Here is a 21,681-nt window from a genome sequence, read left to right as displayed (position 1 = left end):
TCGCCGCGCGACTGTCGTATCGGGGCCGTACCGTCATTGACAGACGACTTGTCTGACGAGGACGGTGAGCGTGATGGCCCGCGACGCTGGCAGCAACGAGCCCACGAGAGAGTTCCCCGGTTACCCGACCGGTGACGATCTCAAGGCGCGGTCGACCGCGACACCCGACTGGACCACTGATACGCCGGGTGGCCCCGGCGAGCCGGCCGGTCCCGGTGGGCCCGCTGGCCCCGGCGGGCCTGGAGGTCCCGGTGGCCCCACGAGCGGTGGCGACGGCCCCGTCGGTGGCGGTGGCGGTGGGGCGGCCCGAGGTCTGCTCCTGCTGCTCGGCGCCGCCGCGCTGGCCGTGGTCGTGCTGCTCGGCATCCAGGCGACCGGGATCCTGCCGGAGTTCCGCAACCCGTTCGCCAAGGAGCAGACCGACCGCAGTCAGCCACCGCTGCTGAAGTCGATCCAGGACCTCAGCCGGTACGTGGCAGCGGAGGGCAACTTCCAGGTCGTGGTCGACACGCAGAACGACCGGCGCAACGTTCCGGACTTCCTGCTCAACGAGCGCACCCTGTTCGTCGGGGCCGGCAGCGTCGAGGCGTACGTCGACTTCACCAAGATCGCTGAGGGCGCCATCGTCCAGTCCGCCGACGGCAAGTCCGTCGAGATCAAGCTGCCCGCGCCGCAGCTCGGTGAGACCAACCTCGACATGGAGAAGAGCTACGTCTTCGCCGAGCAGCGCGGTCTGCTCAACCGACTCGGTGATCTGGTCGGCAACGACCCCAACCGGCAGCAGCAGGTCTACCAGCTCGCCGAGGACCGGATCACCGCCGCCGCCCGGGACAGCGGGCTCTCGGCTCGCGCCGAGGAGAACACCCGCAAGATGCTGGAGGGGCTGCTCCGCTCCCTCGGCTACCAGCAGATCACCGTCACCTACATAGCCCCCTGACCTGCCCCCGTACGCCGAAGCGCCCGCACCGACTTCCGTCGGAGCGGGCGCTTCCGTGTGATCCCCCGCGGGTGGGCCTACCTGGGGTGTGCGGGGCGGGTCAGTGGCCGGTGGAGGCGAGGTAGCGGTCCTCGTTCGGCATCAGCACCCACAGGATCAGGTAGACGATCACCTGGGTGCCGGGCAGCAGCAGCGACAGCAGGAACAGCAGTCGGACCATTCCGGCCGACATGCCGAACCGCCGCCCGAGGCCGGCGCAGACACCGGCGATCATGCGCCCCTCGCGGGGCCGGACCAGTTTGCGACTCATCGTCGTACTCCCACTCTGCGGCGGTGCGCCGCGTCTGCAATCCACGGTAGAAAGGGATGGCCACCTCGCCCTCGGTCCCGAGGAGGATCGGCGACCCGTGGACCCGTAGGTGCTTTACCCGGGCAGCCCCCCGCTGACGCCTCCCCGCCGCGCCCGGCCACCGCGCGCCGCCGCCGGGCGGGAGACGGTGGTCGGGTGTTCACGTCCCGGACCGGGTGGGCGGTGAGCTGGGCGGGTAGGCTGGCTGATCGGCCTTCCACACCCCGGAGGGCCGACACCCATACCCCGGACGGTCACCTCGGGGCCGTCAGACCGGCGGTCACGACCCGGCCGGGTCCCGTACGCCGGGACGACGGCGAGGAAGCGCAGCCATGATCAGTGTTTTCGACCTCTTCAGCGTCGGTATCGGGCCGTCCAGCTCACACACTGTGGGGCCGATGCGGGCCGCGCGGACGTTCGTCGGCGGGCTGAAGGCCGACGGGCTGCTCAGCGACACGGCGCGGGTGCAGGCCGAGCTGTTCGGCTCGCTGGGCGCCACCGGGCACGGCCACGGCAGCGGTCCGGCGGTGTTGCTCGGGTTGGCCGGCGAGTCACCGGAGACCGTCGACACGGACACCGTCGGTCCTCGGGTCGAGCGGATCCGGGCCGAACGGCGGCTCAACATCCTCGACGCGCACGAGATCGACTTCGACCCGGATCGGGACCTGACGCTGCACCGCCGCCGGTCGTTGCCGTACCACCCGAACGGAATGACCTTCGTGGCGTACGACGGGGCCGGTGCCGTGTTGCGCAGCCGCACCTACTACTCCGTCGGCGGCGGGTTCGTGGTGGACGAGGCGGCGGCCGGGGCGGACCGGATCAAGCCGGACAGCACTGTGGTGCGGTACCCCTTCCTGACCGGGGCGCAACTGCTCGACGTCACCACCCGCACCGGGCTGTCGATCAGCGAGGTGATGCTGGCCAACGAGCGTTCCTGGCGCAGTGAGGCGGACATCCGGGCGGGTCTGCTGGAGATTTGGCGGGTGATGCAGGAGTGCGTGCAGCGCGGCTGCGAGCGCGACGGTGTACTCCCCGGGGGGTTGAAGGTTCGGCGGCGCGCGGCGGAGCTACGGCGCGGCCTGGAGGCGGAGGCCGGGTCGGCCGACCCGTTGCACGTGATGGACTGGGTGACGCTGTTCGCGCTCGCTGTCAACGAGGAGAACGCCGCGGGCGGCCGGGTGGTCACCGCGCCGACCAACGGCGCGGCCGGGATCATTCCGGCGGTGCTGCACTACTACACCCGGTTCGTGCCGGACGCCGACGACGAGGGTGTGGTGCGGTTCCTGCTGACGGCGGGGGCGATCGGTGTGCTGTTCAAGGAGAACGCGTCGATCTCGGGCGCCGAGGTGGGCTGCCAGGGTGAGGTCGGTTCGGCGTGCTCGATGGCGGCGGCGGGGCTGGCCGAGGCGCTCGGTGGCACCCCGGAGCAGGTGGAGAACGCGGCCGAGATCGGGATGGAGCACAACCTCGGGTTGACCTGTGACCCGGTGGGTGGCCTGGTGCAGATCCCCTGCATCGAGCGGAACGCGGTGGCTAGCATCAAGGCGATCACGGCCGCCCGGCTGGCGCTGCGCGGCGACGGGGTGCACAAGGTGTCGCTGGACAAGGTCATCAAGACCATGCGGGAGACGGGCGCCGACATGAAGGTCAAGTACAAGGAGACGGCGCGTGGCGGTTTGGCCGTCAACGTGATCGAGTGCTGAGTCCGGTCGATTCGGGGCAATCGTTCACCGACTGCTAACCTGTCGTCCGTTTCAGGAGGCGGGAGGCTCGCGGTGACCTCTGGCGTCGCGGCGTTGTGGTCGCACCGCAACTCGCTGCGCATCCTGGTCAGGCGGGATCTCGCGGTCAAGTACCAGCAGTCGGTGCTGGGTTACTTCTGGTCGTTGATCGAGCCGCTCGGCATGGGCGCCATCTACTGGTTCGTCTTCGGGGTGCTCTACTCTCGCGACACCGGTCGGCACCTCGGTGAGGCGGCCGGGTCGTACCCGTTGTTCCTGATCACCGGCATCTTCGCCTGGATGTGGACCAGTTCGGCGCTGAGCGAGGCGACGAACGCGCTGACCGGCCAGTCCCGGCTGATCACCACGATGAACGTGCCGCGTCAGGTCTTTCCGATCGGCCGGGTCACCGGCCGGTTCGCCGAGTACGCGGCCGGCCTGCCGATCCTGATCGCCATCGCGGTGATCTACGCGGTGCACGGTCGGATCCACCCCGGTTGGTCGCTGCTCTCCCTGCCGCTGGCGGTGGCCGTCCAGGCCGTCCTGTTGACCGGGCTCGCCCTGCTGCTGTCCGCGTGGAACGTGCTGATGCGCGACGTGGAGCGGCTGATGCGGCTGATCATCCGGGTGCTCTTCTACGCCACGCCGATCATCTATCCGCTCAGCCTGGTCCGGGAGTCCGGGCTGCCCGGCTGGTTGAAGGTGGTGTACGAGCTGAACCCGCTGGTCGGGATCTTCCAGCTGCACCACGCGATCTGGTATCCGGACGAGTTCCCGGACGCCCGGCTGCTCGCCACCACGGTCGTCGGCAGTGTGCTGGTGCTGGCCGCCGGTTGGTGGTCGTTCCGCCGGTTGGAGCCCGCCGTGCTCAAGGAGCTCTGAGGTGGCCGCGCCGATCATCGAGGCCGACGGCCTGGGCATTCGGTTCGTCCGCAACCGTCGCCGCCAGCTACGGCTGCGGGAGTTGTTCATCCACCGGGGCGCCCGTGGCGCGTTACCCGGCCAGTTCTGGCCGTTGCGGGACGTGTCGTTCACCATCGAGCCCGGCGAGACCGTCGGGGTGATCGGGCGCAACGGCACCGGCAAGAGCACACTGCTGCGGCTGATCGCCGGGGTGCTCATCCCCGATGAGGGCGGCATCCGGGTGCACGGCGCGGTGGCGCCGTTGCTGGAGTTGTCCGCCGGTTTCTCCAACGACCTGACCGGGCGGGAGAACCTGCACCTGGTCGGTGGGCTGCACGGACTGTCGACGGGCTACCTGAAGCGGCACTTCGACGAGATCGTCGAGTTCGCCGGTGAGCAGGTGGAACGGGCCATCGACACGTCGGTGCGGCACTACTCGTCGGGGATGAAGGTGCGGCTGGGCTTCGCGATCATCTCGCACCTGCCGCACCCGATCCTGCTGATGGACGAGGTGACAGCGGTCGGGGACGCGGAGTTCCGCAAGAAGTGTTACGCGACTATTGATCGTCTGCTCGGGGAGGGGCGCACGCTGGTGCTGGTGTCACACAACGAAAAGGACCTGACCCGGTTCTGCCGTCGGGGGTTGTACCTCGACGCGGGCCGGTTGACGCTCGACGGCACCATCGCCGAGGCGCTCGACGCGTACCACGCCGCGGTCCCGCGGTGACGCTCGCGATCGTGCTCGCCGCCGGGACGCCCGCGGCGGGCCTGACCACTGCGACCGGTGAGCCGCTGGCCGACCGGTTGGCCGCCCAGTTGCGCCTGGCCGGGGCGGACGAGGTGCGCTTCGCCGCCCACCTCGACGAGCTGTCCGACCTGGTCACCACCGCGACCGCCCCGGTGCTGATCACCGGCACGGACCTGGTCGCGCACACCGCCGTACTGCGGCACCTGGCCACCAGCCCGGTGGGCCCCACAGTGGCGCTGGTCCTCGGCGACCCGCCGGTGCCCGGTCGGACCGCAGTGCGCGAGGAGCGCGGCCAGGTGGTCGACGCCGGCGCGTTGGACGCCCTCGACGGGGCCGCCACCGGCGTGTTCGGCGGGGCGCTGCGGGTCGGCGTGGACGACCTGCCGACCCTCGCGGCCGCCGCCCGGGCCGCCGCGTCCGGGATGCTCCCCGTCGCCGCCCCGATCGGCCCGGCCGGCGACGTGGCGCCGCTGCCGGCGAACGGCGGGGCCGGGTCCGGGGGGTCGGTAGCGGCCGGTGGCCCCGGGTCCGCCGTCGACCGGCTCTTCGCCGGCCTCGCGGGGCTCGGCACCCTGATCTTCGCCCAGCGGGTACGCCTGCTCGTCGCCCACCGGGTCGAGGACCAGGCCGGGCTGACCGCTGCCGAGGCGGCGGTGACAGCTGTCGACGAGGACCGGGCCGAGCTGCGGCTGTCGGTGAAGGAGAAGGACGACTTCTTCTCCACCTACTTCGTCAGCACCTGGTCGCCGTACGTGGTCCGGCTCTCGGCCCGGCTTCGGCTCACCCCGACCGGGGTGACGGTGATCTCGGTGCTCTTCGCGTTGGGCGCGGCGGTGCTGTTCGGGGTCGGTGGGCGGCCCGCGCTGGTCGGTGGCGCGGTGCTGCTCTACCTGGGCTTCGTGCTGGACTGCGTGGACGGCCAACTGGCCCGCTACACCCGGCACTTCAGCGCCTGGGGTGGCTGGCTGGACACGATGGCGGACCGGGCCAAGGAGTACCTGGTCTACGCCGGGCTGGGCTTCGGGGTGAGCCACGCCGGGCTGGGCAACGGGTGGGCGCTCGCGATCGCCGCGATGACGTTGCAGACCGTCCGGCACATGACGGACACCTGGTACGGGGTGCTGCACGACGAGGCGGCCCGTCGGCCGCGGACGGCGACGAACGCCAGCGGCGGGATCGGTGACCGGCTCAACGCGGCGTCGACAAGGGTGCAGGCGGACACCGGCTCGGTGTCGTACTGGCTGAAGCGGACGGTGGTCTTCCCGATCGGTGAGCGGTGGGCGCTGATCGCGCTGACAGTGGCGCTGTTCAACCCGCTGGTCAGCCTGATCGCCGTGCTGGTCTGGGGGGTGCTGGCGTTCGCGTACACCGGGGCGCTGCGGACGCTGCGGGCCCGCTGGATGTGGGTGCCGGTGCTGGACACCGTCGACGCCACCCTGCACCGCGACGACGGGCCGCTGGCCCGCTGGTTGCCTGTGGTCCGCCCGATGGGGCCGCTGACCCTGGCGGTGATCGCCGCGCTCGGCCCGGCGGTGCTGCTGGTCGGGGCGCTGCTGAGCGACGCGCCCGAAGGGCTGCGCTGGGCGGTGCCGGTGGCGCTGCTGGTGCTGCTGGTCGGCGGCCTGGGCGCCGGGGCGGCGCACAACGGTCCGCTGGACTGGCTGGTGCCCGCCGCGTTGCGGGCTGCCGAGTACCTGTTCGCCATCGCGGTCGGGGTGGTCGGCGAGGCGCCCGGCTGGCTGATCTTCGGGTACGTCTTCGTGCTCACCGTGCACCACTACGACCTGACCGCCCGGCTGGAGAAGCGACAGGCGGCACCGCCCCTGCACGCGGCGACGCTGGGCTGGGAGGGGCGCTCGGTGCTGCTGGCCCTCGCGGCGATCGCCGGTATTGCGGGTATCGGACTGGCTACACTCGGTGCGTACCTTCTCGTGGTTTTCGTGGTGAGCGTCGTCCTGGCCTGGTTCGTGCGACCGGCCCGTAGCGCGCGGGCGTCGGTGGCGCCGGCGGGCGCTGGAGGTGCCGCGCCGCGCTGACGGAGGGCGGCCGGATGACTCTGATCAGCTTCGTGGTGCCGGCCTTCCGGGTGCAGGGATACCTGCGGGAGTGCCTGGACTCCATCCTCGGTCAGCCGGAGACCGACATCGAGGTGATCGCCGTCGACGACTGCTCGCCGGACGCCAGCGGCGACATCATCGACGAGTACGCGGCCCGCGACCAGCGGGTCCACTCGGTCCGGCTGTCGGAGAACGTCGGCCTCGGTCCGGCCCGGAACATCGGGCTGGACCGGGCCGTCGGCGAGTACGTGTGGTTCCTCGACGGCGACGACTGGCTGGCTCCGGAGTGCCTGACCGAGGTCGCCGAACGGTTGCGGGTCACCCGCCCGGACGTCCTGCTGGTCGACCACGTCCGCACCCACTGGAACGACACCGCCACCCGCAGCGCGATGGCCGAGGTGTTCCCCGAGTCGCCGGGCCCGGACACCTTCCGCCTACGGGACCGGCCGCAGGCGATGCACCTGCTGCACACCGCGTGGAACCGGCTGGTCCGTCGGGAGTTCCTCACCGATCTGGGGCTGCGCTTCGCGCCCGGCTGGTACGAGGACGTCTCGTTCAGCTACCCGGTGCTGATGGCCGCGCACCGGATCGGCGTACTGGACCGGGTCTGCGTCAACTACCGCCAACGCCGTGCCGGCGCGATCACCCGGACCCGGGGTGACCGGCACTTCGAGGTCTTCCCGCAGTGGCACCGGGTCTTCCACCTGATGGATTCGTGGGGGTCGGCGACGGAGGCCCTGCGGCCGGCGGTCTTCGAACGGATGATCTGGCACTACCTGACGGTGCTCGGCAACGGTCAGCGGATCGCGCCGGAGCTGCGGGAGGCGTTCTTCGCGCAGATCACCGCCGACTACGAGCGCTGGCTGCCGGCCGGCGGCTATCCGGTGCCGGACGGGGTGGAGGGGATCAAGCACAAGCTGGTGGCCTCCGGCCGGTGGCGCACCTTCAGCGCGTTGCGGGCCGCCAGCCGGGCCCGCGACGCCGCCCGCCGGCGGGCCCGCACCGCGCGGCGCACCGTCGGCCCGGTCGCCCGGCGCGGTGCCCGGCTGACCAGGGACGGGCTGCTGCGCGAGTACTACCGGGCCGAGTTGCGGCGGCCGGTCGACCCGACGCTCGCGGTGTACGCGGCGTACTGGTACCGGGGTTACTCCTGCAACCCGGCGGCCATCTACGAGGTCGCCCGCCGGTTGGCGCCGGGGGTGCGCGGGGTGTGGGTGGTGCGCCGGGACCGGGTGGAGACAGTGCCGGCCGGGGTGGAGTACGTGGTGGCGGGCACGCCGGCGTACTACCGGGTGCTCGCCCGCGCGCGGTGGCTGGTCAACAACGTCAACTTTCCGGACTTCGTCCGCAAGCGACCGGAACAGGTGCACGTGCAGACCCACCACGGCACGCCGGTCAAGGTGATGGGGCTGGACCAGCAGCGCTACCCGATCGGCGCGGGCCGGATGGACTTCGCCGGGCTGCTGCGCCGGGTGGACCGCTGGGACTACAGCGTCAGCGCCAACAGCTTCTCCACCCAGATGTGGGACCGGGCGTACCCGGCCACGTACACCACACTGGAGGTGGGGTATCCGCGCAACGACCGCCTGGTCACGGCCAGCCCGGACGAGGTGCGTCGACTCCGCGCGCAGTTCGGCCTCGACCCCGACGAGCCTGTCGTCCTGTACGCCCCGACGCACCGCGAGCACCTGCCCGGCTACCGGCCGCCGTTCGACCCGGACCGGTTCGTCGAGGCGCTGGGTGATTCGGGCCGGCTGCTGATGCGCAGCCACTACTTCCACGACCGTGATCGACGCCCCGGACAGCCCAGGGACTGGGATCGGGTTCGTGACGTCAGCGGCCATCAACGGGTGGAGGATCTCTACCTGGTGGCGGATGTGCTGGTCACCGACTACTCGTCGGCCATGTTCGACTATGCGGTGTTGGACCGGCCGATCGCGCTCTACACCCCGGACTGGGAGGCGTACCGGCTGGCCCGGGGGGTCTACTTCGACGTCACCGCCGAACCGCCGGGCGCGGTAGCCTCCACTTTCGCCGATCTGCTCGACCTGTTCCGTACCGACGGGGTGCGCTCGGACGCGGCGACCAAGGCCCGCGAGCATTTCCGGGCCCGGTTCTGCACGTTGGACGACGGGCGGGCGGCGGAGCGGGTGGTGCGGCGGGTGTTCCTCGGGGAGCCGGGCGAGCGGTCCACGCGCTGCTGATCGCGGCTTCTGTCGTGTAATAGCAGTGTCATCGATCGAACATGAGACGTTTACCCGATGTCACAAACCCATGATCCTGGTCACAGTCTTGTGGGGTTCGGCCGACGACGCGCGCTGGGGGGAAGACGGTGAGCACCGTCACGCTCAAGGATGTGACCAAGGTTTTCCGGGACGGCACGCTGGCCGTCGACAGCATCAACCTCGATGTGAACGACGGCGAGTTCATGGTGCTGCTTGGGCCGTCCGGGTGCGGCAAGTCGACGGTGCTGCGGATGATCGCCGGGTTGGAGGAGCCGACCACCGGCGCGGTCATGCTCGACGGGGAGGTGGCGAACGACCTGCCCCCACGGGACCGCAGGATCGCCATGGTCTTCCAGGACTTCGCCCTCTACCCGCACATGACCGTCGGGGACAACATCGCGTTTCCGCTGCGGCTGGCCGGGGTCGAACCCGAGCCGCGGGGCGAGCGGGTCAGCGACGTGGCGAGTGCGCTGGGCATCGGTGACGTGCTGGCCCGCAAGCCGGGTCAGCTCTCCGGCGGGCAGCGGCAGCGGGTGGCGATGGGGCGCGCGATCGTCCGCCGGCCCGGCCTGTTCCTGATGGACGAGCCGTTGTCCAACCTGGACAGCGGCCTGCGGGCCGAGTTGCGCGCGGAGATCTCCGGCCTGACCCGCGAGCTGGGCGTCACCACCGTCTACGTCACGCACGACCAGGCCGAGGCGCTCACCATGGCCGACCGGGTGGCCATCATGCGCCGCGGCGTGCTTCAGGACGTGGGCACGCCGACCCAGGTGTACGGCCGGCCGGCGACGCTCTACGTGGCGGCGTTCCTGGGCAGCCCACGGATGAACCTGCTGGAGGCGTCGGTCTACGTCCATCTCGACCGGTACGTGACGCTCAACCTCGGTGACCAGTCGCTCTACCTGCCCTGGAACGACATCCGCAGTCGGGCGGTGGCGCACTACCACGGTGAGCGGATCGTGGTCGGCATGCGGGCCGAGGCGCTCACCCCGGTCGCGCCGGACAGCCCCGGCGACGTGCTGCGTGGGCGGATCCGTTACCTGGAGCACCACGGACACGAGTCGTTGGCGTTCCTCGACATCGGCGCGACAGCGATCGTGGTCGACGAGATGGGTGCCCCGCTCGAACCGCCGCCGGTCGGCCAGCGCGGCCTGCGCCGCTTCGGCTCGGTGATGCAGCGGCTCACGGGCAAGCCGGTGGAGGCGCAGGAGGCCCCGGCCAGTGGCGTCCAGACCAGCGTGCTCCCCGATCCGGGCCGGCACCACCGCCGCCCGGCGGAGCTGGCGGTGCGGTTGGCGCCGTACCCGGCGGTCAGCGCCGGTCACCCGCTCGCCGTCTCGGTACGGATGGACGCGCTGCACTTCTTCGACGAGCGCGGCGACCGGATCGACGTGGGTTGGCGCTGACGAGTGCCCGGACGGGGTGGCGGGCCCGCCACCCGGTGCCCTACCGTCTGCCCACCAGTCCACTGTGAAAGACCACCGAGAGGGGTGCACCCGTGTCGGGTGACCGTCCCAGCCCGCTCGTCATCGAGCGCATCCTGCGGGATCGCGAGAGCATCTGGCAGCAGATCGTGGCCGAGCGTGACCTCAACGCCCTGACCGGGCGGATGCTGACCAGCTCCGCCATCGCGTTGGCCTGCTACGGGGCGGTGCTGGGCTTCTTCCACAGCCCGCTGATGGCGCTGACCTCGGCGCTGAAGCTGCCCCTGCTGTTCCTGGTCACCCTGGTCATCTGCCTGCCCACGCTCTACCTGTTCAACCTGGTCTTCGGCGCCCGGCTCTCGGTGCGGCAGTCGTTGGCGCTGGTGATGGTGGCGATCACCGTCACCTCGATGCTCGCTGTGGCGTTCGCGCCGATCAGCCTCTTCTTCCTGATCACTGCCAACGACTACGGGTTCTTCAAGCTGCTCAACGTGTCGATCCTGACCCTGTCGGCGCTGGTCGGGTTGCGCTTTTTGACCAGCGGGATGCAGGTGCTCAACGACAACGGCCTGCTCGCGCCCGAGGCCGCCAAGGTCACCGTCGACGAGCGGGCCAGCGCCCCGGCGTCGGTCCAGGCCGTGCCGGCCGCGGTGCCTGCCGGGCCGTCGCCGGCTGCCGCGCCGGTCGCCGGCCAGAGCGCCGAGCCGGTCGCCGTGCCGGCCGGGGCCGCCGTGGCCGAGTCGACCGCGAACGGTGCCGTGACGACCGCGACGGCTCCGGCCCAGGTGCCGACGCAGTGGGCCGGGCAGCCGGCCGGTACCTCGTTCCCGCCCGGCATGCTGCCGCCCGGCTACGTGGCGCAACGCCCGTGGGACGGTCGTACGGCCCGACGCGGGGAGCCGACGCAGCGACCGGCCAGCATGACCCTGCTCTACATCTGGATCCTGCTCTTCGGTTTTGTCGGCACCCAGCTCGCGTGGACGCTGCGACCGTTCTTCGGCGACCCGGGGCAGGATTTCTCCTTCTTCCGCAGCATCGACGGCAACTTCTATGCGGAGATCCTGCGCATCATCGGCAACCTCTGACCGTGCCCCGGCGGCGAATTCGCTGGTTGCCGGCCTGGTTACTGGTTAGTAACGTCAGGCCATGACTATCGACTCCCGCCAGGTGGCGGCCGGCATGCTGGAAGCGGTGCCGTTCGCTCGTACGCTCGGTATCGAGTTCGTCGAGGTGGCGCCCGAGGCGGAGGGCGGCGTGCGGGCAGTCGTCCGGCTGCCCGACTCGCCGGCCACCCACAACCACATCGGGGGCCCGCACGCCGGCGCCATGTTCACCCTCGGCGAGACGGCCTCCGGCGCGGTCGTGCTGGCCGCCTTCGGGCAGCTACTCGACCGGGCCGTGCCGTTGGCGGTCCGGGCCGAGATCGCCTACCGGAAACTCGCAATGGGTCCGGTGCTGGCCACCGCGCGACTCGGCCGGCCGGCGGCCGAGGTGACCGAGGAACTGGCCGCCGGCCGGCGCCCGGAATTCCCCGTCACGGTCCAGATCGCCACCGAGGTCGGTAAGCCGACAGCGGAGATGACAGTGATCTGGACGCTGCGACCGAACTGAAACGCCTCAGGGCGGCCGAAACGGGTTTGCGGGCCCAGCAGGGTGGATAGATTCGTACCGTGCTGGGCCTACCTGCTCACGTGACCGCCTGTCTCTTCGATCTGGACGGTGTGCTGACGCAGACCGCCCGCGTACACAACGCCGCCTGGACGCAGACGTTCGACGAGTTTCTCCGCCAGCGCGCCACGGTCTCCGGCGAACCGTTCCAACCGTTCGATCCGGGCCCGGACTACAACCGCTATGTCGACGGTCGGCCCCGGGCCGACGGCGTCCGGACGTTCCTCGCCTCCCGCGGGATAGTGCTGCCCGAGGGCAGCCCGGACGACCCGCCGGAGGCGGAGACCGTCAACGGCCTGGGCAACCGCAAGAACGTCCTGCTGCTGCACCGTCTGCGCACCGCCGGCGTGGAGGTCTACCCGGGCTCGGTGCGGTATCTGAAGGCGGCGACCGCCGCGGGGCTCCGCCGAGCCGTGGTCACCGCCAGCGCGAACGGGGGTGAGGTGGTCGCCGCCGCCGGGTTCGAGCCGCTGCTGGAGGCCCGGGTGGACGGGCTGGTCGCCCGTGCGCAGGGGCTGCGCGGCAAACCACACCCCGACACCTTCCTCGCCGGGGCCAGGGTGCTCGGCGTCGACCCGACGCAGGCCGCCGTCTTCGAGGACGCGCTCTCCGGGGTGGCCGCCGGCCGCGCCGGTGGCTTCGGCTACGTGGTCGGCGTCGACCGGGTCGGGCAGGCCGACGAGTTGCTCGCCCACGGCGCCGACATCGTGGTGACGGACCTCGCCGACCTTCTCGACCGCGCGGACCCACCGGCGCCGAACCGCACCGCGACCGACCCGCTCGCCACCGAACGAGGCTCCGGATGATTCGGGAGCGCGCCTATCCGGTGGAGCCGTGGCACGTCCGGGAGACCCGACTGGACATGGACGTGCTGGCCCAGTCGGAGTCGGTCTTCGCGCTCTCCAACGGGCACGTCGGCCTGCGGGGCAACCTCGACGAGGGCGAACCGCACGGCCTGCCCGGCACCTACCTCAACTCGTTCTACGAACTGCGCCCGCTGCCGTACGCGGAGGCGGGCTACGGCTTCCCCGAGTCCGGGCAGACCATCGTCAACGTCACAAACGGCAAACTGATCCGGCTGCTGGTCGACGACGAACCGCTCGACGTGCGCTACGGCGAGCTGATCGCCCACGAGCGGATCCTCGACCTGCGGGCCGGCACGCTGCACCGGGAGCTGCACTGGCGCTCGCCCGCCGGCCGCGAGGTCAAGGTCCGCAGCACCCGTCTCGTCTCGTTCACCCAGCGGTCCGTGGCCGCCATCAGCTACGAGGTGGAGGCCGTCGACGGCCCGCTGCGGCTGATCGTGCAGTCCGAGTTGGTGGCGAACGAGTCGCTGCCCGCCCAGAGCAAGGACCCCCGGGTCGCGGCGGTGCTGGAGTCGCCGCTGCAGGCCGAGGAGGAGCTGACCACCCCCGACGGCGGCCAGCTGATCCACCGCACCAAGGTCTCCGGGCTGCGCGTCGCCGCAGCCATGGAGCACGAGGTGCACGGCCCGGACCACACCACCATCGAGTCCGAGGGCTACCAGGACTGGGTGCGTACCACCATCGCCTGCGTGCTCCAGCCCGGCGAGAAGCTGCGGGTGATCAAGTATCTGACGTACAGCTGGTCGAGTCGCCGGTCCCTGCCGGCGCTGCGCGACCAGGTCGGCGCGGCACTGGCCGGTGCCCGGCTCGACGGATGGGACGGGTTGCACCGGGAGCAGCGCAACTACCTCGACGCGTTCTGGGACGCCTCCGACGTGCTGGTCGAGGGCGACCCGGAGGTCCAGCAGGCGGTCCGGTTCGGGCTCTTCCACGTGTTGCAGGCCGGTGCCCGGGCCGAGCAACGGCCGATCTCGGCGAAGGGACTGACCGGCCCCGGCTACGACGGTCACGCCTTCTGGGACACCGAGATGTTCGTCCTGCCGGTGCTCACGTACACCCAGCCGAGCGCGGTGCGCAGCGCGTTGCAGTGGCGACACAGCACGCTGGACTCGGCGCGGGAACGCGCCGAGACGCTGAACCTCCGGGGCGCAGCCTTCCCCTGGCGCACCATCGGCGGCCCGGAATCATCCGGGTACTGGCCGGCCGGGACGGCCGCCTTCCACATCGCCGCCGACATCGCCGACGCCGTGCGCCGCTACGTGATGGTCACCGGGGACACCCAGTTGGAACGGGAGATCGGGCTGGAGCTGTTGGTGGAGACCGCCCGGCTGTGGCGCTCCATCGGTCACCACGACCGGCACGGGCAGTTCCACATCGACGGTGTCACCGGCCCGGACGAGTACACCGCCGTGAAGAACGACAACGTCTACACCAACCTGATGGCGCAGCGGAACCTGCTCGCCGCCGCCGACGTGGTCATGCGCTACCGGGACGAGGCGTTCCACCTCGGCGTCACCGACGAGGAGGCCGCGAGCTGGCGGGACGCCGCCACCTCCATGCACATCCCGTACGACGAGGAGCTCGAGGTCCACCAGCAGGTGGAGGGGTTCACCCGACTCCAGGAATGGGACTTCACGCACACACCGGCGGAGAAGTACCCGTTGCTGCTGCACTACCCGTACTTCGAGCTGTACCGCAAGCAGGTGGTGAAGCAGGCCGACCTGGTCCTCGCCATGCACTGGCGGGGGGACGCCTTCACCCCCGAGGAGAAGGTGCGCAACTTCCTCTACTACGAGCGCCGCACCGTACGAGACTCGTCGTTGTCGGCGTGCACCCAGTCCGTGCTCGCCGCCGAGGTGGGCCACCCCGAACTCGCGCACACCTACCTGCGTGAGGCCGCGCTGATGGACCTGCACGACCTCAACGAGAACACCCGCGACGGCGTCCACATGGCGTCGTTGGCCGGCGCGTGGCTCGCCCTGGTCAGCGGGTTCGGCGGTCTACGGGACCACGACGGCGAGCTGTCCTTCGCCCCCCGGCTCTCCAGCCGACTCAGCCGGTTGGAGTTCTCACTCCAGTGGCGGGGGTTGGCGCTGCGGGTGGATGTCCGGCCGCACCAGACGACGTACTCGCTGCGCCATGGCGGCCCGGACGACGTGGTGGAGCTGCGCCACCACGAGCAGAGGCTGCGGGTGACCTGCGACGAGCCGGTGACGGTGCCGGTGCCGCCGGCCGAGCCGTCCGGCCCGCCGCCCGAGCAGCCACCGGGCCGGTCTCCGCTGCTGCGGTTGCCCGAACGCGAACAGTGACGGGCGGGGCGGGAGTTTCCCCGCCCCGCCCGCCCACGCTGTGGGTCACACCGGCTCGCCGGCCCAGGTTGCTCAGACCGGCTCGCCCGTCGAGAGTTGCTCAGACCGGCTCGCCGGTCGACGGACGTCCGATCGCGTCCCGGGGCGCCGCCGCCTTCGGGTCGTCGGGCAGCCGGGCCGAAGCGGCCTGGTCCCCGAAGTCCGGGTCCCCGACGTCCTGGTTGCGCGCGGCGTCCTGTTCACGCTGCGTCCGCTCGGTCAGCTGCTGCTGCCGGGAGATCTGCTGCTTGGCCATGGCGATCCTCGCGATCCGTCGGGGCGCGGCTGCGCCGACACGGTCTGCGGTCGCTCGTCGCGTACCCGGCGCCCCAGCGGGCAAACGCGGCCCGGCGGCGGGGCCCACGGCCCGGGGTGACGCCGTCGCGGCGTGCGTGCCCGGCGGCGGGCGGGGTACCCGGACCACCGGCGAGCACGCGGAGGTGGGGCATGGACGAGCAGCGCAGCGTGACCATTCCGATCGGGGACGCCCAACTCCCCGCCGACCTGACGCTGCCCGCCCAGCCGGTCGGCGTGGTGCTGTTCGCGCACGGCAGCGGCAGTTCCCGGCACAGCCCGCGCAACGTGGCGGTGGCCCGGACGCTGAACGACAGTGGGCTCGGCACGGTGCTGGCGGACCTGCTCACCCCGGCCGAGGACGAGGTGGACGCGCGAACAGCCGAACTGCGCTTCGACATCGGGCTGCTGGCCAGCCGACTGGCCGGGATCGTCGACTGGCTGGCCGTCGAGCGTCCCGCCGGCGATGTGCCGATCGGTCTGTTCGGGGCCAGCACGGGTGCTGCCGCTGCCCTGGTCGCGGCGTCGTCCCGCGCCGATCGGGTTGGCGCAGTGGTCAGCCGGGGTGGTCGGCCGGACCTGGCCGGGAACGCGCTGGCCCAGGTGCGTACCCCGACGTTGCTCCTGGTCGGCGGGCTCGACGAAGAGGTGATCACGCTCAACGAGCGGGCGCTGGCCGAGTTGGGGGAGGTCGGCGAGCTGCGGGTGATCCCCGGCGCCACCCATCTCTTCGAGGAGCCCGGCACCCTTGAACAGGTCGCCGATCAGGCTGGCACCTGGTTCACCACGCACCTCGGTCGGTGATCAGTCCGAGGGCAGGAGAGCCGAGGTCGAGCGGCGCTGTTGGACGGTGTCGATGACGCGCCAGAGGACGGCGGTGATCGGGACGCTGACGAAGGCGCCGGCGATGCCCGCGATCAGCGTGCCCGCGGTGACGGCCACCAGGATCACCGCCGGATGCAGTCGGACCTGCCGCTTCATGACCAGCGGCTCCAGCAGGTTGCCCTCGATCTGCTGCACGGCGATCACCGCCGCGAGGGTGAGCAACGCGGTGGTGGGACCGTTCGCGGCCAGCGCCACCAGCACCGCCACCGCGCCGGCCACCGTCGCCCCGATGATCGGCACGAACCCGCCGAGGAAGGTGATCAACGCCAGCGGCAGGGCGAGTGGCACCCGCAGCACCACGAGAGCCAGCCCGATGCCCAGCGCGTCGATCGCCGCGATGAACATGGTGCCCCGGCTGTACGCGCCCAACGTCTGCCAACCGTTGCGGCCGGCCTCGGCCAGCACTGGTTGGTTCGGGCCGGACACCCGGGACAGCACCCAGTGCCACATGGACCGGCCGTCCTTGAGCAGGAAGAAGAGCAGCACCAGAGCCAGCAGCGCGGAGCCGAGCACCTCGGTGGCGGTCCGGGCGCCGGCCACCGGGTCCGGAGAGCTGCCACTGAGCCCCTCCCGGGCCTGGTCGACCAGCCGGTCCAGCTGTGCCTCGCTGACCGGCAGGGTGGACGTCACGAAGTCCCGGCTGCGTTCGACCCCCTGCGTCAACTCCTGGCTGAGCTGATCGAACTGGCTGGCGGTCAGGTTCCACACCAGGGCGCCGACGCCGACCAGGATGCCGAGCAGCAGCAGTACGGTGCAGAGCGCGGCCAGCGCCGCCGGCAGGCGCAACCGGCGCAGCAGCAGCAGGACCGGGTCGAGCAGCGCGGTGAGGAAGATGGTGGCGGCCAGCGCGATGGCCAGCGGCGCCAACAGGACGGCGATCCGGCCGAGGAGGTAGAGCCCCGCGACGATCACCACCAGGCAGGCGCTCCACAACACTGCGGTCCGGACCAGCCACGGCAGCGCCGCCCAGGTCTGGCGCGGCCCGGGGCCGCCTGTCGGTCCGGGTTCCTCTGCGGCCATGTCGGTCCTCCTCGATGTCGACGAGGTCGGTACCCGGTCGGTCGTGCCCCGACACCCGAATCGCTGGCCGTTGCCCGCGCGGATCGTACGTCGGGCGGAGAGACGTGGGTGGGTGTTCGCGAATCACGTCCGCAGCGGCGGCGTTTGCGTGGTCAAGCCGAGGGAACGCGAAGGGGACGGACCGGACTGAGGAGGAACGCCGTGGGTGACTTCATGGACAAGGCCAAGGACTTCGCGGACAAGCATGACAAGCAGGTCGACCAGGGTGCGGAGAAGGCCGGCGACATGGCCGACAAGCGCACCGGCGGCAAGTACGGCGATCAGATCGACAAGGGCGTGGACCAGGCCCAGGCGCGCACCGGCGAGGGCGACCAGGTCCGCTGACCCAGCGCGCTCCTCCCGGGCCGCCGAGTCGTCGGCGACCCGGGAGTGCCGGGTTCGGGTGGTGCGCGGGTCAGCGCTGTTGCCTGTCGCGTAGCTCGTCCATTGAGGTGGGCCGGCCGCTCAACGCGTCGCGCAACCGGTCGACCAGACCGATGCCGGGGGCGAGCAGCTTTTTCGCCGGTGGGTGCTCCGGGCTACCCGGATGTGGCCGGGTCGGCCCGATCTCCTTGATCGCCGTCACCCGGGCGGCGATCTCGACCAGCTCCTCCCGGGCCGTCGCCGCGCGCAGCCGGGGAAAAAGCTCCTTCTCCTCCTCCGCCACGTGGTGTCGGACGGTGCTGGTCAGTTGGTCGAGCAGCTCGTCGAAGCGGGGATCGGACGGGTCGGCGGACTCCAACTCCTTCATGGTCCGTTCGGCGTCGGCGTGCTCCGTGATCTCCCGGTCGGCGATCTCGTTGCCGTCGGGCAGCACCTTTCGGGCGATCGGATACACGTACGCCTCCTCGGCCACCGAGTGGCGGACGAGTTCGGCGATCACCACGTCGGCGAGGCGCCGGCGGTGCTCGGGGGTGCCCTGCCGGGTAGCCAACTCGACGAGGACCGCCTCGATCTCACGATGATCGGAGACCAGGATGTCGACGACGTCGTGGTCGTCGGTGGTCGGTGGATTGGTCATGTCACGGCCCCTTACCGGTTGCGGATCGGTGGGAGGTGTGTGGCTCTGGTACCCCCACGGGGCTGCACCAACCTACGGTTGACGATGCGTCCGACGGTGTTTGTGGTGCTCGCGGTGGCCCTGGTGCCCGGCCGCCACGATTGCCCTGCCGCCGCCGGGGTAACCGCCGCCATGGCCGACGACCGCCCCACCGCCGACCGCGATCAGTCGCGGTTCGACGAGACCGCCGAGCGGACGGTCCGGCGGGTGCGGCACCGTGGTGGGCAGGCCGGCCGGATCCGGGCCCGGCAGTGGGAGGTCACCCTGGTGATCTCCATTCAGGCCGGGCTTGCCGCGGCCATCGCCGCCCTGCTCGCCAAGAACCTGCTCGGCCCCGGATCGCACGTCTTCGCTCCCGCCGCCGCCGTCGGCACGATCGCCACCGCCATCGGGCAGCGGGCCCGCCGGACCTTCGAGCTGTTGGGCGGCGTGGCCCTGGGCATCGTCATCGGTGACACGCTGCGATTCCTGCTCGGCTCGGGCCCGTGGCAGACCGGCGTGGTGGTCGGGCTGGCCATCGCCGCCGCGTTGCTGGTGGCGGGGAAGGGTGGTCCGCTGGTCGGTCAGGCCGGCGGTACCGCCGTGCTGATCGCCACGCTGGCCCCGATGGAACGTGGCCTGGAGGTGCCCCGGATCTTCGACGCGCTGGTCGGTGGGGCAGTCGGCCTGGTGGTGGTCGCGCTCCTGTTGCCGATCAACCCGATGCGGGTGCTGGACCGCGCCGCGGCACCGATCTTCACGATCCTCTGCGAGCAACTCGCCGAGCTGGCGCGGGCGCTGCGCGAGCGCGACGGCGCCGGCACCATGGGCGTCCTGGAGCGGCTCCGCGGCACCGACGACGACCTCGGCCGGTTGCACGATGCGCTCAGCGGCGCCGAGGAGGTGGTGACCATCGCCCCGGTGCGCTGGCACCGTCGGCAGCAGTACCACCGTTACGCCCGCAGCGCGGCTCACCTGGAGCGGCTGCTGCTGGACAGCCGCGCCATGGCCCGTTGGTCGACCACCGCGTTGCAGTACGACGAGCCGATTCCGCCGGAGCTGCCGGATGCGATGGGCCGGTTGGGTCAGGCGGTGGCGGAGATGCGTGTCGAGTGCAGGGTCGGTGACGACCCCCGGCGCACCCGCAGCCTGATCGAGCAGTGCGCCGAGTTGGCCGGGCGGGCCTCCGCGACCGGCGTCAAGTCGTTCGGCGAATCCCTCGTCACCGGACTGCGTACCGCGGCCAGCGACCTGCTCCGGGCCGCCGGTTCCGAACCCGAGGACGCCAACCGGATCGTGCGCCGGGCAGCCGGAGCCGGCGAGGCCGAGATCCACCCGCCGCTCCGCCGACAACTGCACCGGGCCCGACCGACGCGAGCCGGCCGAGCCCGTCGACGTGCGCACCTCGCCGCCCGGGCCCGTAACGACGGTCGGGCCGGCCTCCCCGCACGGGAGAGGCCGGCCCGGTGAACCGTGGTGATCAGGAGGAGTAGCCGCGCTCGGCGATCCAGTTGGCGACCTTCGGCAGGCTCATCCAGTACTCGCCCAACGCCGGGTCGGCCGGGTCGGCGACCCGGATCGTGTCACCACCGTCGCGGTAGCCGACGAGGGTCAGGTAGTGGCCACCCTCGTACGAGTGCGGGTTGCCGTCGGTGTCCACCGTCGTGCCCTTGATGTTGGCCACCACCGGGCGACCGGCGTCCACGGCGGCCAGCACGTCACGGCGCAGCTGCTCGACCTGGTCGGGGCGGGCCACCGAATCACGGATCTCGGTGGTCCGGTACTTGCCGCCGGTCAGCTCGTTCAGCACCCGGGTCGTGTCCAGGGCCGAGGGGGTACCCGCCTCGGTGGTGCCGAGCAGCCGGGCCACCTCGTCCTGGGACAGCGCCTTGCCCTGGGCGGACAACGCGATCCGGGTCGCGGCCGGGCCGCAGTAGTAGAAGTTCGGCTGGGCCTGGTAGTCGACGCCGAGGATCCGCTCGGCGGCCCGGTCGTTCTGACTCGACGAGGCCGGGGAGGCATGAGCCGGGGCGGCGGCCTGCGCGGCCACCGCCGGGCCGAGGGCGCAGCCGCCGGCGACCAGCAGGCCGACGACTGACAGACCGCTCTTCTGGACGATCGGGTTCATGGTCGAGTCTCCGTTCGGGGGTTGGCGCCTCCGGCCGGCGGAGGGCGGCAGCACCGGGAATGGCGCTCGGCGCAACACGGGGGCCGACCATCGGTGGTCTCGGCCCTGGGCGTACCGAGGGCGTAACCGCTCTGCTGCACGGAGAATTCCGCCGGCTGCGGGCACCGGGGCCGCGTGGCATCCCGGCCCGACCCGAACCCGTCATCGGGGACAGACGGTCAGCTCAGAGGCTGCCCAACAGCCTGGTCACGGTGATCTCGATGACCACCCGTTCCGGATTCGGGCGCGGTGTTCGATACCGCTCGGCGTACCGCCGCTCCGCCTCCGCCACGGCGCCCGGATCCGACCGCAGCACCGCGCGGCCCTCGATGGTCAACCAGCGGCGGCCATCCACGTGGCACACGGCCACCGCAGCGCCCGCCGCGCCGGCAGCCGCCACCTGACGAGCCTTTCGGGAGGCGCCGGAGGTGATGACCCGGGCCAAACCGGCCGCCGGGTCGAGAGTCACACCGACCGGTACGACGTGCGGGGTGCCGTCCGCCCGAAGGGTGGTCAGCGTCGCCAGGTGCCGTTCGGCGCAGAAGGCGACAACCCGCTCATCGTGCACGTTCAACCGATGATCGCCTGCCATGCCCGTCCCCTGTCCGCCGAACCGACCCCGATCATGGCACGCGGCGGCGGACCTGGCCCCGATCCGGCGGGGCGTCCGGCTGACCGGGCAACTGGCGACCCGCCGCCCGACGTTGGTGCACCAGCCGGGTCAGGTAGATCAGCGCGGCGGCCAGGACACCCATGTCATCCAGGTAGATCGGGTCCGGCAGCACGTCGACCGGGAAGATCGTGTAGATCAGCGCCCCGTAGAAGGCGACCTTGCCGCCCGCGCCCAGCCCGGTCAGCAGCCGCCGGGTACGCACCACCCGCACCGCCAACACCACGGCACCGACCAGTGTGGCGAGCGCCAGGATGCTGGCGATCACCACGAGGACCCACGCCTGTCGGGACATGCCGTCACGCTAACCCACCCGAGCCC

20 protein-coding genes and 1 pseudogene are annotated in these 21,681 nt (G+C 71.4%); 14 read left to right on the top strand and 7 right to left on the bottom strand.

What is annotated here, in order from left to right:
* Nucleotides 1–73 precede the first annotated feature (73 nt).
* Nucleotides 74–937 carry a DUF4230 domain-containing protein gene (locus OG598_RS24385; protein ID WP_328651238.1) on the top strand — a complete coding sequence of 288 codons (864 nt, stop codon included), beginning with the start codon at nt 74–76 and terminating at the stop codon, nt 935–937.
* Between the two features lie 100 nt (nt 938–1,037).
* On the opposite strand, the gene OG598_RS24380 is transcribed toward OG598_RS24385, so the two are convergent.
* Nucleotides 1,038–1,247, bottom strand: a complete 210-nt coding sequence (locus tag OG598_RS24380; RefSeq protein WP_030486383.1) for a PspC domain-containing protein — start codon at nt 1,245–1,247, stop codon at nt 1,038–1,040.
* 371 nt (nt 1,248–1,618) lie between these two features.
* Here OG598_RS24380 and OG598_RS24375 point away from each other — a divergent pair, with 371 nt between their 5' ends.
* The 10 genes and pseudogenes from OG598_RS24375 to OG598_RS24330 all read left to right on the top strand — a co-directional run bounded on the left by OG598_RS24375 (nt 1,619) and on the right by OG598_RS24330 (nt 15,207).
* Entirely contained in the window at nt 1,619–2,989 is a 1,371-nt protein-coding gene (locus tag OG598_RS24375; protein WP_328651237.1) for an L-serine ammonia-lyase, read from the top strand.
* Between the two features lie 72 nt (nt 2,990–3,061).
* The gene (locus OG598_RS24370) at nt 3,062–3,889 is read left to right on the top strand and encodes an ABC transporter permease (protein ID WP_328651236.1); all 828 of its coding nucleotides are present in this window, start codon (nt 3,062–3,064) and stop codon (nt 3,887–3,889) included.
* 142 nt (nt 3,890–4,031) lie between these two features.
* Nucleotides 4,032–4,637 (top strand): annotated as a pseudogene (locus OG598_RS24365) (ABC transporter ATP-binding protein); the annotation flags it as partial.
* Entirely contained in the window at nt 4,634–6,694 is a 2,061-nt protein-coding gene (locus OG598_RS24360; protein WP_442931364.1) for a DUF5941 domain-containing protein, read from the top strand. The pseudogene OG598_RS24365 and the gene OG598_RS24360, both read left to right, overlap by 4 nt.
* A 14-nt stretch (nt 6,695–6,708) precedes the next feature.
* On the top strand, nt 6,709–8,919 hold the full coding sequence (locus tag OG598_RS24355) for a bifunctional glycosyltransferase/CDP-glycerol:glycerophosphate glycerophosphotransferase (protein WP_328651235.1): 2,211 nt from the start codon (nt 6,709–6,711) through the stop codon (nt 8,917–8,919).
* Between the two features lie 128 nt (nt 8,920–9,047).
* Complete coding sequence (locus OG598_RS24350) at nt 9,048–10,346, top strand: ABC transporter ATP-binding protein (RefSeq protein ID WP_091397356.1); 1,299 nt, start codon at nt 9,048–9,050, stop codon at nt 10,344–10,346.
* A gap of 92 nt (nt 10,347–10,438) precedes the next feature.
* A complete protein-coding gene (locus tag OG598_RS24345) occupies nt 10,439–11,449 on the top strand; it encodes a hypothetical protein (RefSeq protein ID WP_328651234.1) in 1,011 nt (336 codons plus the stop codon).
* Nucleotides 11,450–11,510: 61 nt separating this feature from the next.
* On the top strand, nt 11,511–11,975 hold the full coding sequence (locus OG598_RS24340) for a DUF4442 domain-containing protein (RefSeq protein WP_328651233.1): 465 nt from the start codon (nt 11,511–11,513) through the stop codon (nt 11,973–11,975).
* Nucleotides 11,976–12,034: 59 nt separating this feature from the next.
* The gene (locus OG598_RS24335; protein WP_328651232.1) at nt 12,035–12,838 is read left to right on the top strand and encodes an HAD family hydrolase; all 804 of its coding nucleotides are present in this window, start codon (nt 12,035–12,037) and stop codon (nt 12,836–12,838) included.
* Nucleotides 12,835–15,207 carry a glycoside hydrolase family 65 protein gene (locus OG598_RS24330; RefSeq protein WP_328651231.1) on the top strand — a complete coding sequence of 791 codons (2,373 nt, stop codon included), beginning with the start codon at nt 12,835–12,837 and terminating at the stop codon, nt 15,205–15,207. Before OG598_RS24335 ends, OG598_RS24330 begins: the two co-directional genes overlap by 4 nt.
* Before the next feature lie 100 nt (nt 15,208–15,307).
* Here the strand turns inward: OG598_RS24330 and OG598_RS24325 are convergent, their stop codons facing one another.
* Nucleotides 15,308–15,502: a hypothetical protein gene (locus tag OG598_RS24325; protein WP_328651230.1), complete on the bottom strand. Its 195-nt coding sequence runs from the start codon at nt 15,500–15,502 to the stop codon at nt 15,308–15,310.
* Between the two features lie 191 nt (nt 15,503–15,693).
* On the opposite strand from OG598_RS24325, the gene OG598_RS24320 reads away from it, so the two are divergent.
* Nucleotides 15,694–16,344: a dienelactone hydrolase family protein gene (locus OG598_RS24320; protein ID WP_328651229.1), complete on the top strand. Its 651-nt coding sequence runs from the start codon at nt 15,694–15,696 to the stop codon at nt 16,342–16,344.
* Here OG598_RS24320 and OG598_RS24315 read toward each other — a convergent pair whose 3' ends face one another.
* The gene (locus OG598_RS24315) at nt 16,345–17,445 is read right to left on the bottom strand and encodes an AI-2E family transporter (protein ID WP_328651228.1); all 1,101 of its coding nucleotides are present in this window, start codon (nt 17,443–17,445) and stop codon (nt 16,345–16,347) included.
* Between the two features lie 213 nt (nt 17,446–17,658).
* Here OG598_RS24315 and OG598_RS24310 point away from each other — a divergent pair, with 213 nt between their 5' ends.
* Nucleotides 17,659–17,829 (top strand): antitoxin, encoded by a 171-nt coding sequence (locus OG598_RS24310; RefSeq protein ID WP_231393380.1) that lies wholly within the window; start codon nt 17,659–17,661, stop codon nt 17,827–17,829.
* A 70-nt stretch (nt 17,830–17,899) separates the two neighbouring features.
* Here OG598_RS24310 and OG598_RS24305 read toward each other — a convergent pair whose 3' ends face one another.
* Entirely contained in the window at nt 17,900–18,505 is a 606-nt protein-coding gene (locus OG598_RS24305) for a hemerythrin domain-containing protein (protein ID WP_328651227.1), read from the bottom strand.
* An 84-nt stretch (nt 18,506–18,589) separates the two neighbouring features.
* On the opposite strand from OG598_RS24305, the gene OG598_RS24300 reads away from it, so the two are divergent.
* Complete coding sequence (locus tag OG598_RS24300) at nt 18,590–19,993, top strand: FUSC family protein (RefSeq protein WP_328651226.1); 1,404 nt, start codon at nt 18,590–18,592, stop codon at nt 19,991–19,993.
* 10 nt (nt 19,994–20,003) lie between these two features.
* Here the strand turns inward: OG598_RS24300 and OG598_RS24295 are convergent, their stop codons facing one another.
* The 3 genes from OG598_RS24295 to OG598_RS24285 all read right to left on the bottom strand — a co-directional run bounded on the left by OG598_RS24295 (nt 20,004) and on the right by OG598_RS24285 (nt 21,655).
* Nucleotides 20,004–20,651 carry a C39 family peptidase gene (locus OG598_RS24295; protein ID WP_328651225.1) on the bottom strand — a complete coding sequence of 216 codons (648 nt, stop codon included), beginning with the start codon at nt 20,649–20,651 and terminating at the stop codon, nt 20,004–20,006.
* 223 nt (nt 20,652–20,874) lie between these two features.
* Entirely contained in the window at nt 20,875–21,282 is a 408-nt protein-coding gene (locus OG598_RS24290) for a pyridoxamine 5'-phosphate oxidase family protein (protein WP_328651224.1), read from the bottom strand.
* A gap of 31 nt (nt 21,283–21,313) precedes the next feature.
* Complete coding sequence (locus OG598_RS24285; protein WP_112581796.1) at nt 21,314–21,655, bottom strand: YkvA family protein; 342 nt, start codon at nt 21,653–21,655, stop codon at nt 21,314–21,316.
* Nucleotides 21,656–21,681 lie beyond the last annotated feature (26 nt).

It is taken from the genome of Micromonospora sp. NBC_00330 (genome assembly GCF_036136635.1).
GTDB classification, from domain to species: domain Bacteria; phylum Actinomycetota; class Actinomycetes; order Mycobacteriales; family Micromonosporaceae; genus Micromonospora; species Micromonospora salmantinae.
This window is presented reverse-complemented; position numbering and strand designations above follow the sequence as displayed.

Bases quoted from the DNA above. Each gene is read 5' to 3' on its own strand.
- OG598_RS24325 (WP_328651230.1), bottom strand. From the start codon at position 15,502: ATGGCCAAGCAGCAGATCTCCCGGCAGCAGCAGCTGACCGAGCGGACG.
- OG598_RS24285 (WP_112581796.1), bottom strand. From the start codon at position 21,655: ATGTCCCGACAGGCGTGGGTCCTCGTGGTGATCGCCAGCATCCTGGCG.
- OG598_RS24340 (WP_328651233.1), top strand. From the start codon at position 11,511: ATGACTATCGACTCCCGCCAGGTGGCGGCCGGCATGCTGGAAGCGGTG.
- OG598_RS24305 (WP_328651227.1), bottom strand. From the start codon at position 18,505: ATGACCAATCCACCGACCACCGACGACCACGACGTCGTCGACATCCTG.
- OG598_RS24385 (WP_328651238.1), top strand. From the start codon at position 74: ATGGCCCGCGACGCTGGCAGCAACGAGCCCACGAGAGAGTTCCCCGGT.
- OG598_RS24320 (WP_328651229.1), top strand. From the start codon at position 15,694: ATGGACGAGCAGCGCAGCGTGACCATTCCGATCGGGGACGCCCAACTC.
- OG598_RS24375 (WP_328651237.1), top strand. From the start codon at position 1,619: ATGATCAGTGTTTTCGACCTCTTCAGCGTCGGTATCGGGCCGTCCAGC.
- OG598_RS24310 (WP_231393380.1), top strand. From the start codon at position 17,659: ATGGACAAGGCCAAGGACTTCGCGGACAAGCATGACAAGCAGGTCGAC.
- OG598_RS24300 (WP_328651226.1), top strand. From the start codon at position 18,590: ATGCGTCCGACGGTGTTTGTGGTGCTCGCGGTGGCCCTGGTGCCCGGC.
- OG598_RS24315 (WP_328651228.1), bottom strand. From the start codon at position 17,445: ATGGCCGCAGAGGAACCCGGACCGACAGGCGGCCCCGGGCCGCGCCAG.
- OG598_RS24295 (WP_328651225.1), bottom strand. From the start codon at position 20,651: ATGAACCCGATCGTCCAGAAGAGCGGTCTGTCAGTCGTCGGCCTGCTG.
- OG598_RS24355 (WP_328651235.1), top strand. From the start codon at position 6,709: ATGACTCTGATCAGCTTCGTGGTGCCGGCCTTCCGGGTGCAGGGATAC.
- OG598_RS24380 (WP_030486383.1), bottom strand. From the start codon at position 1,247: ATGAGTCGCAAACTGGTCCGGCCCCGCGAGGGGCGCATGATCGCCGGT.
- OG598_RS24290 (WP_328651224.1), bottom strand. From the start codon at position 21,282: ATGGCAGGCGATCATCGGTTGAACGTGCACGATGAGCGGGTTGTCGCC.
- OG598_RS24330 (WP_328651231.1), top strand. From the start codon at position 12,835: ATGATTCGGGAGCGCGCCTATCCGGTGGAGCCGTGGCACGTCCGGGAG.